Consider the following 14,369-nt stretch of genomic DNA (forward strand, 5'->3'; position numbering starts at 1 on the left):
CTCCAGATGCTCGCTTTCCGCGGGGCGGGCGGTGAGCCTCCTCGGCGTAAACGCCTATGGGGTCTCACCTGTCCCGCTGCTCCCGCAAGAGTCTCGCACTTGCGCTCCATTCAACCTTAAATCGTTTCGTTTTAAAAATGACAATCTTTACGAAAAGAGCCATTTTTTAAAGATTTTAACAATGATTTGTGAAAAAAGTATGAAGCTGAAAAGAATATTTGCTAACAAGCATCCGTAACACACCCGGAATCATAATCTTTCCAATTCAGTGATATAGGCCATGACGATCGCATTTTTCATTTCTTCTGAAAGCGAGGATTCCATCACGCGTTTAATACAGAGGTAAAATTTCTCCAATACTGGTTTTCGGGCACGGGGATGGGCATTTTCATCCAAAAGCTCACGACGGATGAGTTCCGCCAACACTTCCCTTCCACCTCCATCGATCACCTTACGATTGTTCCATATGCTTAAATAAGCCATCAGTAATTCTTCTTGCCTGACATTTTCTTTCATGTTATCCCTTCCATCCATTACTAATTTATACATATTAATGTTCAAGTTTGTAAAGACTATCTTAATAATACGATCACGCTTTTAAAAATTCAAAAAAGGAGTGAGTACAATGTCTCAAGTATACCGCTGCCCGAATTGCCGGACAAATAAATCTCGCTTCAATCTCATTCAGCAAGTAGCAACCCCCATTAAAAAGGATCCGCAGTCAGGTGAGATCATTGAACAATATTCGAACGATGACCTTCAGCCATTCCATCTAGCCTATAATGGTCCTGAAGTTCGGGTTCAATGTGCTGCTTGCGGATTGATAGAAGACGAAAAGACATTTGCCGCCTTTGGAATGCAACAATAAAAATGGTCAGACCCATTTGTGGGTCTGACCATTTTTTCAATCTTTTCCTACCGACATCTTAGCTCGGTCTATGGCGATTGGAATGGCTTTTCCATCCTCATATCCTTCATCCAATAATGCATTGGCGATTTCTATAGCCTTTTCCCTTACATCTTTATCTAGATTCTTCATCGAGTTTGGGTAATCGTCCTTATTCCATGGCACTAAAACCGCCTCCTTGATAAGAATGTCTCCTTTTTATGTTTCCCTTCTTTAATGGGCGGTAAACTTTTATCGGGCAGCTTTCAATTCCAAAGCTTTCAACTGACCGATCAACATTTCCTTATCCAACTTTTCCCCGATCATGACGATATTCAATGGCATTTTCATCATTTCATTCATATACATTGGCATTCCGTATGAGTATTGGAATAAATGGGGGTATTGTGAATGTGTAAAGGAAATGTATCCTTTCATCCGATAGACCGTTTCCGGCAGAGCCCTAAGCCACTCTTCAAAGTCGGTTTGTGCCACGGCACCTTCGAATGTATGAACGACTGCAGTTAAATGCAAATGGTCCTGTACATCAAGCTTTTGATGGCCATTATGCCGTTTTCTTTGCATTTGCTGCAATGATGCCAAGGATACGGCTGCATACTCCGTCAATAAACATACAGCATCCGGATTCAGCGCTTGTATCGTATATATCAGCTGTGCGGCATCCATCTCACTTACCAAATCCACTTTATTCAATAATATGAAATCGGCATGGTGGATTTGCTCGGCAAGCAACTGCCGAAGCTGTGGAGACAGTTCCTCCCGATCGCGCCACCTTAATAAATCGACGACAGTGATAATCCCTTTATACTCCAGCCTTTTGGCGAAGATCGGCGACATGATGCCATCCAATACTTCAACTGGATGAGCTGCGCCCGTCGTTTCAATATAAACCGCATCCAGTTCATTTTCCGTTAGCAATTCATGAAGCTGAACCTCCAGTTTATCTTGAATTGTGCAGCAAATGCACCCGTCAAACAGCTCCTTAAGAGGCACTCCATCACCAATGAGTCCGCTGTCAACCGATACACTGCCGAGCTCATTTAACAGCACGGCCACTTTTCTACCCGCTTCACTTTCCTGTTTTAAAATATTTCGAAGAAGCGTCGTTTTCCCGCTGCCGAGAAAGCCGCCCAATATGTACACTTCGGTTGTTTTCATTCTTATCTGCTCCTATGATCCGGGTAAATTCGATTCCATTAAATTTTATCATACTTATCTTACTAAAGCACTTGCCGGATCGACATAAAAAAAACAGCCCGTAAGCTGGTTTCAAACATAGACAAATTCGAAGAAAAGCGAGTTCGACTGTAGTTTTTTATTTAAAAACGTCCAGTCGATTTCAGAAATCCGCTCTCTTTCCGCCGACTGTCTGACAGGCCTCATCGGCGCAAGCATCTGTGGAATCTCGGCTAGCCAGCTATTCGGCTGGAGTGTCGCAAATTTCTTCAATCTTGCGAGATTTCTTTCCTGAAAAATAGAAAAACCATAAAGGATTAATCATGTTTTTTTAAAAAATCAAGGTTAGGTGAGACCTTTCCGTCTTCCCTTTTGTCTGCAAACAGAAACCAGCCCGTAAGCTGGTTTTGCAACAATGATTATGCTTGAACTTCGTCTTTTTCGTAAATCGGCACCCATCCTGCCGCTGTAACGAAAATACGGACAGCAACAGTTTTCCGATCTTCTGCGAGTGTGAAATAATGTCTTGTTGATTCTGGTACACTAATAAGATCTCCTGGATTAAGACGTACATCAAACCACTGTTTATCATTGCCTTCTATGGCGAAGATACTAGTACCACCTGCTATGAAACGCACTTCATCATCTTCATGGTGATGTTCCTGCTTAAAGTTTTCAAGCATTTGATCCAAGTTCGGATTTGCATCTGATAATGTGATGATATCATGCGCTTTATAACCTCTTCTTTCAGAGATTTCCGCTATCTCTGATTGGAATGTTACAAGGATTTCCTCCTTGTCAGCATCTGTTAGATCGTATTTTTCCACAAGATGGGCCGGTAATTTAGAAATGTCCCATTGTTCATAAATAACCCCTTGTGTTTCTAAAAATCCTTTTACCTGTTCACCGTTTTCAAGAACCTCGTTTGTTTCATGGAATCTGATCGTCGCCATCATTCATTCCTCCTCTATGAGTGTTTATCTTAAAGAAACTGCAAACGCCTTTTGTTGATTAAGCAATAGTTGGTATTGAAATAAAAATTCGCAAGCTTCAAGTATTCTTTTTGCTTCGAGTCCGCTTTTACCCCAAACCGTAATGCCATGATTGCGAATCAGCACGGCGCCAGAGTCTGCTTCGACATGTAGCTTAAACTTATCAGATAACAACGGAATGTCAGCGTGATTATATATGATTGGAATCCGAAGCTCCGAATCCTCCTCCCATCGATCGGTCGCTTTAATGATTTCATGGTTACGGAAGGAAACCTGGCCTTCATCTCCGTACAATTCTGATATCACATTATTTTCAACAGTATGGACATGGAGTACACAGTTCGCATTGGTTTTCCGGTAAATGACTGTATGAAGTAAAGTTTCGGCCGATGGTCTTAGGTTCGTTTCTTCAACTGGTTTTCCTTTTAAATCCACCAGTAAAAAGTCCGAATCCGTTTGCTTCCTTTTATCCTTACCGCTTGCCGTAATATAGAAGAAAGCGCTTTTGGGCTCGCGGATGGACAAGTTCCCGCTCGTTCCCATAAACCAATCCCTTTCGGCCAGTTCAGCTTTAATATCTGCCAACTCCCGCCATTCTTTAGAATGATTGTTCACGCTTTAACCGCCTCCTGCCGCTTTAAAATGTCAATTACATCAAAAAATGTTTCAAATCCTTGATGTGGAATTCCTTCCCTTTCGCATTTTTCAAGCAGTATGTCACGGGCTATGACAAAATCGGCCTGTTTGGCCGCTTCAAAATCCGTTACTGAATCTCCAATAACGAATTTAAAACTTTCCGCACCCGCTATTTCCCTCATAATGGATGGCTTGCAGCAACCGCAATCATTATTACATTGATCATCACAATCATGCGGCCACTCAATATAAATCTTTTCCTTATCAAAAAATGCATGGTTGCAATAAACGGACTCTGTTGGCAAGATATCATTTAAAAGCGGTGCAATGAAAAAATCCATTCCCCCGCTTACTATATATAAAGGGATGTTGGCTTGTTTCGTATACTCAACGAATTCATAAAACCCAGGACGAATGCCGGCCGTATTTCTTACATATTGGATGATATCATCCTTCAAGCCACTATCAAGCAGTGAAAACATCTCCCCAACTCCTGAAGATATACTGATTTTTTGCTGAAGGACATCGTCTTTCAACGCTTCCCATTCCGGAGGAGCAAATTTTTTCATGATGGAAATGATATTATCCGTGTTGGTGATCGTTCCGTCAAAGTCACAAAAGATGATCGGTTTCATTATTCTTATAGGCCTCCCCATAACACAAGAGCTTTTTTTAGCGTTTCTTCCTCAGCAGCCGCTTCAGATAGATCCTTTCCTGCTAGAACGGCTTCCACAGCAGAACGGAAAGCCTTGGCCCCGCCTTCTGCTCCGTCGGGGTGCCCGTGAACTCCCCCTCCAGCATTAATCACGCTATCGAGCCCAAAATCCTTGATCAGGTCCGGAACCATGCCCGGATGAATGCCTGCAGAAGGAACAGGGAAGGCTTTTTTCCATGAAAGTTCATCCTTTGTCAGAGCTTCAGCAATCGCCAAGGTCTCCTTTTTTTCCAGTGCGACATTTCCATAAGGGGATGGGAACAAAGATAAATCCGCACCTGATAACCTTACTAATTTACCAAGTAATAATGGATAGCCGATCCCGTAAAATGATGAAGCTGCCAATGCCCCGCTATAGGCGGGGTGCGCCATGATCGGCAACTTGATACGATCATGTTCACTCAAGGCCTGCAATACATCCAAACCATATGTATGAACGTTGAACAATAAAGCATCTGCCCCTGCTTCAGCCGCCTGCTCTGCCTTATCCAGTAATTCAAATGTTTTCCCTGATAGATTGACAGCATATAAAGTACGGTGGCCAGTGGTTTCATGGACTTCATTCAATATTCTTTTTCCCGTTTTTATTCTATCGAAAAATGGAGTCAGTTCCTGGTCGAAGAGGATCTCATCATCTTTAACTAGGTCGACGCCCCCTAATGCTTGTTGCCTCAGTTGCTCATTATGGAATGCCAGGTCTCTTCCTAATACACCTTTAAAGATGCTCATCACCAGAGGACGGTTAAATACGCCAATCTTTTCCCTTATGCCTCCAATGCCAAATTGCGGTCCGGGAAAAGCGTTTTGAATATCACCGACAAAATCCAGGTCTATGAGTTTTATTTCTCCGTCCAATGAAAGTTTGCCGAAGACAGTCGTGAGGATTGCAGGTAAATCAAGGGAAAAATTCCCTGCCGGATAGGCAATTTTAATAAGCGAACGGTATACTTTACGATTAAAGTAGCTGTTTGCCCTCTCTTCTTCCAAAAGTGGTGTCACCGATACAACGCGCCCCTTATGTTTTTCCAGTTGTTTCTGGACTAAATGTGGCAGGTCCGTCCATGTCCCGACAGTCAAACCTAGGGCAATGCTCTCTGCTTTTTTCTCATGATTTCCAGTGAAGTCATGAATTAAATAAGTAGCGACTATCTCGCTCATCTGATCACTCCTATAACACGTTAGTAAACTCTCGATGTCATTAAACTGAAATGGTCTCAAAATGGCAAAAGCCCCTTCATAAAGAAGAGGCTTTAAAAAGCCATCTTCTTATCTCCCAGCCATTGGCTGCAAGAATTAGCACCGTGCCTTGTGGATTTCAGGAAATCCGGCGAAGAATTCCGCCCCATTTTACAATGGAATTACGGTCGGTTGCTGGGCTTCATAGGGCTAGTCCCTCCACCTGCTCAAAATAAGAAAACGCTGATATATAAATTGCATTCAAGTATCGAAAGATTAAGAATTTATTTTGTATTCTGACAGGTAATCCCTACTTTGTCAATAAGTTTTAACTATTTTAACGGTGAATAAGTCGGATACCTCAATCCATCGTTAAAATAAGTTTAATGTACGTATTCGTTCCACAGCCTCTTCAAGCCGTTCTTCCGAGGTCAGCAGCCCTACCCTGACGTAACCTTCGCCAAATTCACCGAATCCATTCCCTGCGGCAACAGCTACGTGGGCATGCGCTAATAAATAGTCTGCAAAACTCTCTGACGTAAAACCTTTAGGTACCTTGAGCCAGGCAAAAAACGATGCCGCAGGCGCTTTGACATCCCAGCCGATTGCCCTCAATCCCTCAATGAAAACATTCCTTCGACCTTCGTACATCTGCACTAACTGCTCTACACAGCTCTGCGAATCAAGCAAAGCACTTGCCGCAGCTTCTTGTATCGCCGGGAAAAGACTCACATAAAGATGGTCTTGTAATAGTTCAAGAGCTTCTATTACACTCTTATTCCCCACTGCGAAGCCTACTCTCCATCCTGCCATATTGTATGTTTTCGATAGTGTGTATATTTCTATTCCTACATCCTTCGCTCCCTCCGATTGGAGAAAGCTTATCGGTTTTTTTCCGTCGAATCCGATCGCGCCATAAGCGAAATCGTGGACCACACAAATGGAATGCTCTTTTGCGAAGGAGACGGTTTCATCAAAGAAACTATCAGTTGCAGAAGCACCTGTGGGATTATTCGGATAGTTCAAGAACATCATTTTGGCTTTATCAAGTACTTCTTTATGTATGTCATCATATTTCGGAAGAAAATCATTTTCTTCTGTCAGAGGCATGAGTTCGGTCTTTGCCCGGGCTAAAACAACTCCGGAAAGATAATCGGGATAGCCGGGATCTGGAACAAGGATTGTATCACCTGGATTCAATAAACACTGCGGCAGTTCGACAAGACCTGCCTTCCCCCCGAAGAGAATCGCCACTTCGCTATTCGGATCCAGCTTGACACCGTATTCTCGTTCATAAAAGACGGCGGCAGCATCTTTCAAATATTGATGTCCCCGGAATGGCGAATATTTATGATTAATCGTTTTTTCAGCAGCCGACTGCAAACTTTTCACGATATGTTCTGGCGTCGGCTGATCAGGGTTTCCCTGGCCTAAATTAATGACATCATGTCCTTGCTCCGTGATTGCATTGACTTTTGCGACTAGTGAAGCAAAAAACTGCTTGGGCAGGTCCTGAAGCTGGCCGGATTTTTCGAATTGCAACATTTATACACCTTCTCTGAAATTTCTTGAAATTCTAGTCACAAATGATATATGTTTATCATAGTCTTGTAAAGCATTTTTTACATGTGGAGGTTTTAATCGATGAAATGGAAAATAGCTTGTATTCAAATGGATATAGCCTTTGGTCAACCGGATATCAATTTTCAGGTTGCAGAACAATGGTTGGAAAAAGCAACACGGTCAGAACCCGATATCGTCATTTTACCGGAGCTTTGGACAACAGGATACGACTTGACCAGGTTAAATGAGATTGCTGATCAGGAGGCAGAAAAAACGATTGAATTTTTAAAAACACAGGCACAAAAACACCAGATTCACATCATAGGCGGTTCCATCGCGAAAAAGACAAGCAAGGGAATCTATAACACGATGATCATCATCGATAAACATGGGAATCTCATTAAAGAATATGATAAGCTTCACTTATTTCAGTTAATGGATGAACATCATTTCCTGCAGCCAGGAGAAAAAGATGGTTTATTTACTCTTGATGAAAAAATATGTGCTGGATTCATTTGTTATGACATCCGTTTCCCTGAATGGCAGCGTGCCCATACCGCTCAAGGCGCCGAAGTTCTATTCGTAACGGCGGAATGGCCAAAGCCGAGACTCGATCACTGGAGAGCCTTATTGATTAGCCGTGCCATCGAGAACCAAGCCTATGTTGTAGCCGTTAATCGTTCAGGTTCGGATGTCAATAATACATTTGCTGGTCATTCCTTGATTATTGATCCATGGGGGAATCTCATTAGTGAAGCCGGAGAAGGAAACGAACTCTTGACAGGCACCTTGGATTTCAATAAAGTTACGGAAGCCCGAAACAAAATACCTGTATTTGAAGATCGCCGCCCTGATTTTTATTAATTTACCCATTGACAAACTATTCAAAAGGTTGTTATTATTTTCCCGAAGATTAAAATTTCAGAAAACATTCACTCTTATCAAGAGCAGGCTGAGGGATAAAGGCCCTATGAAGCCCAGCAACCGACTGTAATACCATTGTGAAATGGGGCGGATTCACCGCCGGATTATAAAATCCACAGAGCACGGTGCTAATTCCACCAGAATTCATTTTCTGGAAGATAAGAGGTCCGAAGCCAAAACTTCTGCCTCTTTCTATATGAAAGAGGCTTTTTTATTCTTATTTTGATTCTGGAGGGAAAAAAATGACTCAAAACCATTCAAATTTTAAGAGATTGACAAACGAAACAGCTATAACCCTTGCAAAAAAACTTGGGTTGGTCAATGCGGATGCAAGTTTAAAGTGTAAAGAAATCGGCGATGGAAACTTAAATTATGTTTTTCATGTTACAGACATGCACACAAATACAGGAATAATCATCAAACAAGCGGTCCCTTATGCCAAGGTACTTGGTGAAAGCTGGCCGCTGACATTGAAAAGGGCTTCCATTGAAGCGAATGCGCTGATTCATTTCAGAAGTTATTGCCCTGAATTCGTACCGCAAGTCTATTATTCGGATGAACAGCTTGCCATCACGGTCATGGAGGATTTATCTCACTTGAAAATCGTTAGAACAGGATTGATCGATGGCGATTCATATCCATTGCTTTCACAGCATATTGGTGAGTTTGTTGCGAAGACGGCATTTTATACATCCGATTATCATCTAGAACCATCTGCGAAAAAGGAAGTGGCCCGACATTTCACGAATCCAGAACTCTGCAAAATCACTGAGGTCTTCATTTTCACGGATCCATTTTTTGAGGAACTCCCAGGAGACTTCGAGGTGGAATTGACTGATGCCGCCAAAATTATCTGGAATGATCAAGAAGTGATACTTGAGGTCGCTAAGCTGAAACAAAGCTTTGAAACCGAGCAGGAAGCCTTACTTCATGGAGATTTACATACTGGAAGTATATTTGCAAGTGAAACTGAAACAAAGGTTATTGATCCGGAATTTGCTTTTTATGGACCCGTTGGTTTTGACCTTGGTCAATACACAGCCAACATTCTTTTCCAGGCAGTCACACGCAATGGCGCTGGAAAGGAAGAGATTTTCACACACCTTCATGAATTTTGGAATGCCTTTGAAGAAACTTATACCGACTTATGGGAAGGTCAAAATAAAAGCCCATTCCGCCATGTGAAAGGTTATCTGCCTTACTTACTGACAAAATTCAAAAAAGATGCCTTCGGTTTTGCCGGCTGTGAACTGATTCGGCGAACCATTGGCCTTTCCCATGTTGCCGATTTAAACGTCATTGAAAATAAAGAGATAAGGATTGCTGCCAAAACGGCAACGTTGGAAATTGGTGCATTTTTAATTAAAAAACGGGATGAATTAGATGTTCCAGCTGTCATTGAAGCGTTGAAGCAACGTACACTGCCATCTTATTCAACCATTTAAAAGGAGCCCTGCACATGACTACACTAGCACCCTTACCCTATTCGGTACACTGGGATGATACCCATATTACATTATTAAATCAACAAGCCCTACCTTCCATAACTGAATTTATTGAACTTCATTCAGTTAATGATGTATATGACAGCATTTTGACATTAAAAGTTCGCGGTGCGCCAGCAATTGGACTGACGGCAGCATTTGGTGTTGCACTTGGTGCCAAACAGGAAACAACCGCTGAATTAGGGGATTTCAAGAGAAATGTAACGAGGCATATTGAAAAACTCGCCTCTTCAAGGCCAACTGCAGTAAACCTTTTTTGGGCGTTAAGGAGGATGGAGAACACCTTGCATGCTGCGCAAAGCATTTCAGCTGCAAAGGAAGCACTTGTATCGGAGGCTAAAGCCATCTTTGCTGAAGATGAAGAAATGTGCAGGAAAATCGGGGAACATGGTTTATCCTTATTCACTAGAGGAGATTCCATACTAACCCATTGCAATGCTGGGGGAATTGCCACAGCTCGGTATGGCACAGCCTTGGCTCCTTTCCACCTGGCTAAAGAAAGGGACTTTCCGTTAAAAGTATACGCATGTGAAACCAGGCCTGTCCTGCAAGGTGCGCGTTTGACGGCTTGGGAATTGATGCAAGCGGGGGTTGATGTCACCTTAATTTCAGATAACATGGCTGCACATACGATTCACCAGAAACGAATAAATGGAATTATCGTCGGGGCCGACAGGATTGCGGCTAATGGAGATACAGCCAATAAAATCGGGACATTGGGATTGGCCATATTAGCCAAGCACTTTGGCATCCCCTTTTATGTGGCCGCACCATCAAGCACATTCGACCTTTCCATCGAATCAGGCACATCCATCCCGATCGAAGAACGGAATGAAGCGGAAATCACCTCCATTCAAGGTGTAAGGATCGCTCCGGAAAACGTGAAGACTTTCAATCCAGCCTTTGACGTTACACCAAATCATCTTATTACGAGCATCATTACCGAAAACGGCATCATAACACCGGATTTCAATAAAAACATTCCGCATTTTGTTAATTGATCCAGGTTCCTTTATTGGTGAAAAAAACGAGAAGGATTTTTATCCCTCTCGTTTTTTATAGATGATTACAAATATTCTTACGAGGTCTATTATACAATAATTCAAGTGAATTCGAACATATTCACTTAATATAAGGTTGTTTCCATAATAGTTCTTATTATTTTGAAAAGAACTCCTGAAGTGCCTTTTTATTTTTAGTGAAATCTATTTGCAAAACCGCTCCGGACTGGGGATATATTTCATCTTTAAAGCTCCCTTCCACTGGAACCCTTAAGGTTTCGACGGTGTCCGGTGTATGGAAGAAGGCTTTTGGACCCATTTCCATTAATGTTTTCAGACCAATATCTGTATCCAGGTACGAGAGTCCTTGTTCGATGATACTAGGAAGGGCTGCCATCCCTTCGAAGGATGAGATTTGATTTACGAAAGCTGTTTTTAATTGAACCATGACTTCTTGTTGACGCTCCACCCTTCCAAAATCACTTTCATCGTCATGCCTAAAACGGACATATTTCAATATTTCCTCACCATGTAAAACATTTTTGCCAACACTTGCTTGAATGCTCATATCATCAATGATTTCCTGATCTACATTCACCGCTACCCCCTCAGGGGCAAGTAAATCGACCATTTTCACAAATCCCTGGAAGTCGATTACCGCTACATGATCGACCTTGATATCGAAGTTCTCCTGTATGGTTTTCTTAAGCAGTTCCCTTCCACCATAATAATAAGCTGCATTTATTTTGTTATATCCTGACTTATTCCCGGGCATTTTCACATAACTATCACGCATGATGGAAGCCAGCTTCAGTTTCTCCTGCTCAGGAAAGTATTTTGCCAGGATAAGCGCATCTGATCGAGATTTTTGCTCTCCCCTTGTATCAACACCAATTAACAGAAATGTTTTCACGCTTTCCTGGTCGTCTTCTTTGGTTAGTTTTTTATCCGTACCTGCATTTCCATTTTGTTTGGGTAAAGGGGCATAGGTGCAGCCTGCCAGAATCAAGATCAATAGATATATGAAGAATACCTTTTCTTTCATTGCCTCACCTCATCGGAAAATTATCCCTATTATCTGTACAATAATGGAATTTTATGCATTTAACGACAAAAAAGCCTGCCAACGATAATCGCTGACAGGCTTTTCGGGCATAATCATTTATTTAATTTCTTTCTTTAATACTTCGACTGCCTTTTTCACTTGTGTGTCGTTTTTAAGGATCTTCTCGCGGATGACCTGCATTAATTTCACGGTAGTATCATCTTTAATTGTCCCAGTTTCTTTAATTTTTTGTTCCTTCTGGAACGCTATGACCGCATTCGTGGTTGCTTCATCAAAAAATCCATCTATCTTTCCTGGATCATGGCCTGCTACCTTCAGCATCTCTTCAGCCGCTTTCACTTCACTCGAAGAATCGGATGCTTTCAATTCCTTATCAGGTGAAATGTACGGAAGGCTGGCATAATCAGGAAGCTTCACATTAATATCCGGCTTGATCCCTTTTTTATGAATCCAATTGCCTTCAGGAGTCAACCATTTAGCTGCCGTATATTTAAAGTTAGATCCATCCTCAAAGTCTTGGGCAGTCTGAACTGTCCCTTTCCCAAATGACTTGACACCGATCAATGGAATGTCCGCAGACTCACTGACAGCCGCTGCAACGATTTCAGAAGCACTGGCACTTCCGTCATCAATCAACACGACTACCGGGATTTTCAGTTCCCCTTCATTCTTCGATTTATAGACATCTTTTTTCCCGCTGCGCTCCTCAACTTGAAGGACCACTTTCCCATTAGGTATGAACAGGCTCGCCATTTCTATTGCTTGGTCAAGAAGTCCCCCTGGGTTTCCGCGCAAATCCAATACGAGACCCTTCATATCCTTCTTCGACATTTCTTCAAGCGCCGTTTTCAGCTCTTGGACTGTATGTTCGGAAAAACTGGTCACTTGAATTTTTGCAACTCCATCATCAAGCATTTCCGCATATACCGTTTCAATCGGAATTGTATCCCGTTTAATGGTGAGCTCCATCGGTTCCGGCTCACCAGCTCTTGAGATGGATAAATTCACTTTCGTTCCCTTTTTGCCCCTGATTTTCAAGACAGCTTCAGAAGAGCTTAGTCCTTCAACGCTTTTACCGTTCACACTTAAAATGATATCATTCGGTTTTACCCCTGCTTTTTCTGCTGGGGACCCTTTTATCGGTGAGACGACCATGATTTGTCCATCCTGCTCCTGAATCTCGGCACCGATTCCTTCAAAAGATGAAGAGATGCTCTCATGGAAACTCGATGCTTCCTTTTTATCCATATAAGCAGAATAGGGATCATCCAATGCTTTGATCATTCCATTAATTGCCCCATCAACCAGCTTATCTTGATCAATCTCTTCATAATAGTTGTCTTTTATCGTATCGTATGTAGAATACAGCTTTTCAAATTCCGAATGTTTATCCGGTGCTAATGACTCTACTTTTTCATCTCCAAAGGTCAAGGCTATTGTAGTAATCCCTGCAGTTAGAAATATGACTAAGAAAATCCCCATAATGAATGTAAACTTCTTTATTTTAATGAATTTCCCTGCCTCTTTTGGCTGTTTTTGATTTTCTTCTTCCACTGAAGCCTCACCACTTTCATTCTTCATGACGATATAAACGATTTCATTCCTATTTTATCAGCTTTCATGCCAATCGAAAAATAATAGTTATCAAAAATAACAATTTATGACCATATGTATTTTTTTACCACTTCGCAAACGTTAATATAGTGAAAGCTCCAAGGGCAACAGCCAGCTCCCGACATAATAAAAATACGGATACCAAGGAATAATTGAGCCTTATTACAACCGTCATTATACGGCATCGCTTATTCCTGGTAACCCGCCTGACTTATCAATCCTTGATAGCTGCTTCCAATGCCACCTCAACCATTTCGTTAAAAGTTGACTGGCGCTCATCCGACGTCGTTTCCTCACCGGTTAAAATGTGATCGGAAATGGTTAATACAGATAAAGCTTGGCGGCCAAATTTAGCGGCAAGCGTGTATAGGGCAGCTGATTCCATTTCTATTGCAAGTATTTGGTATTTTGCCCATTTTTCCAATTCACTATTATCGTTATAAAACTGATCGGCCGTAAAAACATTACCGACCTTCAATTGCAAGCCCTTAGCCGTCCCGGCGTCATAAGCTTTTCTTAATAATTCGAAATCTGCGGTTGGGGCAAAGTCCACTCCGCCGAAAGTCATGCGGTTCATTTGGGAATCAGTCGAAGCACTCATGGCAAGGATCACATCCCTGACTTTTACATCTTTTTGAATCGCTCCTGCAGTTCCCACACGAATCAGCTTCTGGACATTATAGCTATTCATCAATTCATTCACGTAAATGGAAATGGATGGAACACCCATGCCAGTACCTTGTACTGAAATTCGTTTCCCTTTATATGTCCCTGTATATCCAAACATGTTTCGAACTTCATTATAAAGTTTAGCATCCTCTAAAAATGTTTCAGCAATATATTTTGCACGCAATGGGTCCCCTGGCAGTAAGACCGTTTCCGCAATTTCATTTTCTTTTGCACCAATATGTACGCTCATACGACTATGTCCTCCTTAACTTGTGGTTGAAATGATATTCAAAAACTACTATACCATATCAACCACAAGTTAGGAAAATTGAACCTTATCCTAGAACTTGAAAAACTGGAAATCACGAAATGACTTATGGCACCCTTACTCTAAACCGCAAACAAAACGGCGGAGGTCCGCCGTC

The 14,369-nt window shown here is 42.0% G+C and carries 16 protein-coding genes and 2 riboswitches; of the genes, 5 read left to right on the plus strand and 11 right to left on the minus strand.

Going from position 1 to position 14,369, the window contains the following annotated elements:
• A partial coding sequence (locus N0M92_RS23445; protein WP_260288114.1) for a hypothetical protein occupies positions 1 to 238 on the plus strand: 238 nt, incomplete at its 5' end.
• 11 nt (positions 239 to 249) lie between these two features.
• On the opposite strand, the gene N0M92_RS23450 is transcribed toward N0M92_RS23445, so the two are convergent.
• Positions 250 to 516, minus strand: a complete 267-nt coding sequence (locus tag N0M92_RS23450) for a hypothetical protein (RefSeq protein ID WP_260288115.1) — start codon at positions 514 to 516, stop codon at positions 250 to 252.
• Between the two features lie 109 nt (positions 517 to 625).
• On the opposite strand from N0M92_RS23450, the gene N0M92_RS23455 reads away from it, so the two are divergent.
• Entirely contained in the window at positions 626 to 868 is a 243-nt protein-coding gene (locus N0M92_RS23455) for a DNA alkylation repair protein (RefSeq protein ID WP_260288116.1), read from the plus strand.
• Positions 869 to 904: 36 nt separating this feature from the next.
• Here the strand turns inward: N0M92_RS23455 and N0M92_RS23460 are convergent, their stop codons facing one another.
• From N0M92_RS23460 to N0M92_RS23490, 7 genes are all read right to left on the minus strand, one after another.
• On the minus strand, positions 905 to 1,072 hold the full coding sequence (locus N0M92_RS23460) for a DUF2188 domain-containing protein (RefSeq protein WP_260288178.1): 168 nt from the start codon (positions 1,070 to 1,072) through the stop codon (positions 905 to 907).
• 66 nt (positions 1,073 to 1,138) lie between these two features.
• On the minus strand, positions 1,139 to 2,065 hold the full coding sequence (locus N0M92_RS23465; RefSeq protein WP_260288117.1) for a CobW family GTP-binding protein: 927 nt from the start codon (positions 2,063 to 2,065) through the stop codon (positions 1,139 to 1,141).
• A 437-nt stretch (positions 2,066 to 2,502) separates the two neighbouring features.
• Positions 2,503 to 3,036: a cupin domain-containing protein gene (locus N0M92_RS23470; protein ID WP_260288118.1), complete on the minus strand. Its 534-nt coding sequence runs from the start codon at positions 3,034 to 3,036 to the stop codon at positions 2,503 to 2,505.
• A 24-nt stretch (positions 3,037 to 3,060) separates the two neighbouring features.
• Positions 3,061 to 3,690 (minus strand): methylthioribulose 1-phosphate dehydratase, encoded by a 630-nt coding sequence (locus tag N0M92_RS23475; RefSeq protein ID WP_260288119.1) that lies wholly within the window; start codon positions 3,688 to 3,690, stop codon positions 3,061 to 3,063.
• The gene (locus N0M92_RS23480; protein ID WP_260288120.1) at positions 3,687 to 4,346 is read right to left on the minus strand and encodes a 2-hydroxy-3-keto-5-methylthiopentenyl-1-phosphate phosphatase; all 660 of its coding nucleotides are present in this window, start codon (positions 4,344 to 4,346) and stop codon (positions 3,687 to 3,689) included. Before N0M92_RS23480 ends, N0M92_RS23475 begins: the two co-directional genes overlap by 4 nt.
• Positions 4,347 to 4,351: 5 nt before the next feature.
• The gene (gene mtnW / locus N0M92_RS23485; RefSeq protein ID WP_260288121.1) at positions 4,352 to 5,584 is read right to left on the minus strand and encodes a 2,3-diketo-5-methylthiopentyl-1-phosphate enolase; all 1,233 of its coding nucleotides are present in this window, start codon (positions 5,582 to 5,584) and stop codon (positions 4,352 to 4,354) included.
• A gap of 105 nt (positions 5,585 to 5,689) precedes the next feature.
• Positions 5,690 to 5,841, minus strand: a riboswitch (SAM riboswitch).
• A 133-nt stretch (positions 5,842 to 5,974) separates the two neighbouring features.
• Positions 5,975 to 7,147, minus strand: a complete 1,173-nt coding sequence (locus N0M92_RS23490; RefSeq protein WP_311202595.1) for a pyridoxal phosphate-dependent aminotransferase — start codon at positions 7,145 to 7,147, stop codon at positions 5,975 to 5,977.
• 99 nt (positions 7,148 to 7,246) lie between these two features.
• Between N0M92_RS23490 and N0M92_RS23495 the strand changes: the two genes are divergently transcribed.
• The 3 genes from N0M92_RS23495 (at position 7,247) to mtnA (ending at position 10,595) form a co-directional block, all read left to right on the plus strand.
• Entirely contained in the window at positions 7,247 to 8,029 is a 783-nt protein-coding gene (locus N0M92_RS23495) for a carbon-nitrogen family hydrolase (protein ID WP_260288122.1), read from the plus strand.
• Positions 8,030 to 8,100: 71 nt separating this feature from the next.
• Positions 8,101 to 8,254, plus strand: a riboswitch (SAM riboswitch).
• A gap of 77 nt (positions 8,255 to 8,331) precedes the next feature.
• The gene (gene mtnK, locus N0M92_RS23500; protein WP_260288123.1) at positions 8,332 to 9,534 is read left to right on the plus strand and encodes an S-methyl-5-thioribose kinase; all 1,203 of its coding nucleotides are present in this window, start codon (positions 8,332 to 8,334) and stop codon (positions 9,532 to 9,534) included.
• A gap of 14 nt (positions 9,535 to 9,548) precedes the next feature.
• A complete protein-coding gene (gene mtnA, locus N0M92_RS23505; protein WP_260288124.1) occupies positions 9,549 to 10,595 on the plus strand; it encodes an S-methyl-5-thioribose-1-phosphate isomerase in 1,047 nt (348 codons plus the stop codon).
• 157 nt (positions 10,596 to 10,752) lie between these two features.
• Here mtnA and N0M92_RS23510 read toward each other — a convergent pair whose 3' ends face one another.
• The 3 genes from N0M92_RS23510 to deoD form a co-directional block, all read right to left on the minus strand.
• Positions 10,753 to 11,640 (minus strand): LCP family protein, encoded by an 888-nt coding sequence (locus tag N0M92_RS23510; RefSeq protein ID WP_260288125.1) that lies wholly within the window; start codon positions 11,638 to 11,640, stop codon positions 10,753 to 10,755.
• A gap of 117 nt (positions 11,641 to 11,757) precedes the next feature.
• On the minus strand, positions 11,758 to 13,215 hold the full coding sequence (locus tag N0M92_RS23515; RefSeq protein ID WP_260288126.1) for a lmo1851 family serine protease: 1,458 nt from the start codon (positions 13,213 to 13,215) through the stop codon (positions 11,758 to 11,760).
• 274 nt (positions 13,216 to 13,489) lie between these two features.
• On the minus strand, positions 13,490 to 14,194 hold the full coding sequence (gene deoD, locus N0M92_RS23520; protein ID WP_076366058.1) for a purine-nucleoside phosphorylase: 705 nt from the start codon (positions 14,192 to 14,194) through the stop codon (positions 13,490 to 13,492).
• Positions 14,195 to 14,369: the final 175 nt, after the last annotated feature.

Origin of the sequence: Peribacillus aracenensis, from assembly GCF_025175645.1 — a bacterium.
GTDB classification, from domain to species: domain Bacteria; phylum Bacillota; class Bacilli; order Bacillales; family DSM-1321; genus Peribacillus; species Peribacillus aracenensis.